Origin of the sequence: Collinsella aerofaciens, from assembly GCF_015555045.1 — a bacterium.
GTDB classification, from domain to species: domain Bacteria; phylum Actinomycetota; class Coriobacteriia; order Coriobacteriales; family Coriobacteriaceae; genus Collinsella; species Collinsella aerofaciens_W.
The window spans coordinates 1-2,540 of the sequence record NZ_JADNJQ010000055.1 but is presented as its reverse complement, the minus strand read 5'-3'; the positions used below and the strand labels follow the sequence as shown (position 1 = coordinate 2,540).

General features: G+C 55.8%; 2 protein-coding genes and 1 tRNA gene. All 3 read right to left on the bottom strand.

Annotated elements, in window-relative coordinates; translation table 11 throughout:
- Window positions 1–110: 110 nt before the first annotated feature.
- Entirely contained in the window at window positions 111–1,268 is a 1,158-nt protein-coding gene (locus I2E45_RS10265) for a hypothetical protein (protein WP_195445982.1), read from the bottom strand.
- 391 nt (window positions 1,269–1,659) lie between these two features.
- A tRNA-Val gene (locus tag I2E45_RS10260) sits at window positions 1,660–1,734 on the bottom strand.
- A gap of 138 nt (window positions 1,735–1,872) precedes the next feature.
- Entirely contained in the window at window positions 1,873–2,451 is a 579-nt protein-coding gene (locus tag I2E45_RS10455) for a DUF3825 domain-containing protein (RefSeq protein WP_271742382.1), read from the bottom strand.
- Window positions 2,452–2,540 lie beyond the last annotated feature (89 nt).

The following is a 2,540-nucleotide window of genomic DNA, read 5'->3' as shown; positions in this document are numbered from 1 at the left end:
ACGGGGCATGGTCGAGGGGTCGGGCTTAAACGTAGTAGATGGGCCGGTTTCGTGGCGGCGGCATCGCAGGCAGCCGAACGAGGGCGCCCGGAAGTGAGCAAGGCACCCGTCTAACGACCGATTTCCAGCCAGTTGCATAGTACGTTGGCTCGCAACTCCATTTCCGTCGTCTTTTGCGCCTTAGTTTTGCACCTATAGCGCAATTCCAAGCGCGAGCAAAGACTTCGCACGATCGCATCAAGCTGCTCGGCATCGTTAAGCATGTCGTGCGTAACCAGAAAGACGTCATACCCCATACTTTGCAGCGCCGTCATGCGTTTGGCATCGTGGTCGAGCACGGCGCCTGATCCGTGGATAACCTCTCCCTGAATCTCCACGATGCCTGCTTTCATTATGGTTGGATTTACGATCACGATATCCCCGTAGCAGATTTTTTGCCCTGCAATGCTCTGCGCCGATGCGGTAAGCGGCGTAAGGTCGTTAACATAAACGTTTCGAAAGCCGGCACCGCCGCGCGAGCGAGGAAGCGATAGCAATAAAATTCCTGCAACTTCAAGCGGAGAAGCTGCTATACCTGTCACCAACTGCGCGGCGTTGTAAAACTTCGTACCCCACTTTCGTCTTTTCATCTTACTGGCGTACTCATGAAGCTCGTGTAATTCGATGAGCGGCTTCCTCATCCAGAGCGAAGTGCCCTTTAGCCTTGTGACCTCCTTCGTTTTCTTTTGTCCGTTGGGCCCCTTCGTATTTACCTGTTCTTTGACTTTTATGCGTGCATAAACGCGTTTCCATTGTGGTTCGTCTTGGCTTTCATCGAGGTCAAAGATGGATTCGGTGGTTGCATTCTCGGCGGCGTCATTGGCTGTGTCTAGTTCCGCCTCTGCTGCTGCGGTGGGCTCAAAGACTGAGAACCATCCGCAAAATTCGTACATGGCAAGGACAAGATCGGTTGGAGATACAAAGCGCGTCATGGTTAATAGCGTCGCAAGTGGATTGGTAACCCTAAAGCTCATCGCGGTTTCCAGCGTGCTATCCACCCCCGAAGCATCATCACAGTGGATTGTTGTCCGTAATCCCGAATGGTAGTTAACGCCACCGGGCACTGTTGTGGTAATAATCGGGGTCTTGAGGATATCGGTTACGAAAGGGGCTTGGGCTAGGGCTCGCCAGCCGTCTTCTGGGCTTGGCAGTCGCGGGTAGAGGTTGCGCACTTGGGGCGGGCAGCGCCAGTAGCGGAATGCGGTGTTTGCGCAGACGATCTCGTCCATATGGGCCTCCCCTAGCTTTGGCTGCGTGCCGTTATGTTTGCAGGTAGACCGATTATCAATGGCGGCATCATGCCGGTAAGTACCGGAAGCTGACCAAATGCCGACAAATAGCTTGACGCATTTCGCCTAAAGATCGCCGTGTGGCACAAATCTGCTGGCAGGCGTTCTGGGGCCGTGGTCCCTATCTCCACATTTGTACGTGAATCCCATGGCAAATTCAATGAAAGAGCGCATGAGCTTTATGCAAAACGCGCGATGACGTCAGTTCAGGAGAGATCAGCTAGAAACGCGTTTAAAAATTTCGATTCGATTTTGGTGTCAGATTTGGTGTCAAGCTTGGTGTCAAAAAGAAAAAGGCCAGAGGCTTAACACCTCTGACCTGCGCTTTTGATGGTGGGCGATACAAGATTCGAACTTGTGACCCCATCCGTGTGAAGGATATGCTCTACCCCTGAGCCAATCGCCCGTCGCCTTTCGGCAAAAGAGATACTATCATAGCCGCGCGTGGTTTACCAAGAACTTTTTGGCCTCGATTGTAAATTCGTGGGCGTCGGCCGCGCCATGGCAAGCGCCGTAACCAGCGAACCCCCAGCTCAACCGCCCTTTATCGCTTTATCCACGAGGTCTCGGGGCGGCAGATAAGTCGCGCGTTGTTGTAGGCCATGTCGAGCGTGAGGCAGGTGCGCGCGGCATAGAAGCCGTCCTCGCGCTGGATGGTCAGCGCCAGCTCGGGCTTGTCGCCGGTTAGGCACAGCGGCAGCAGCAGCTGGATCCGACCACCGTAGAACTGCGGCACGGCGAGCGTGTAATTGGCGGCGGCGCGTCGGGCGGCCTCGGCAACGGCTCCCTCAAAGGCGCGACGCAGCAGCAACGAGTTACCCTCCCCCATCAGACTGGCGGGAATACGCGTAAGGTTTTCCTCGTCGCCCAGAATGTGGTCGATGTTGGAGCGGATGGGAAGGCGGTAGTCAAAGACCAGCTCGGAGGGGTCCTCGGCAAAGCGCACGCGGCACGGTAGGTACTCAAACGAGACCAGCATGGGGTCGCTCTCCTTAAAGAAGCCCTTCAAAAACCAGCGCTGGCGCGCGTCGGGCTTAGTGTTGGGCTCAAACAGGCCGTAGATGGTCTCGTAGCGGCGCGTGTAAAGGCCGGTGTTGAATAGGCAGCGGTCGTCGTCGAACACCAGCGGCAAGTTGGACGTGTCTCTATAGTTTTGTCAACCGCGTGCTTCGCGCCATTTCGGCATGACGCATCCGGGCGCCCGGCGCCCCC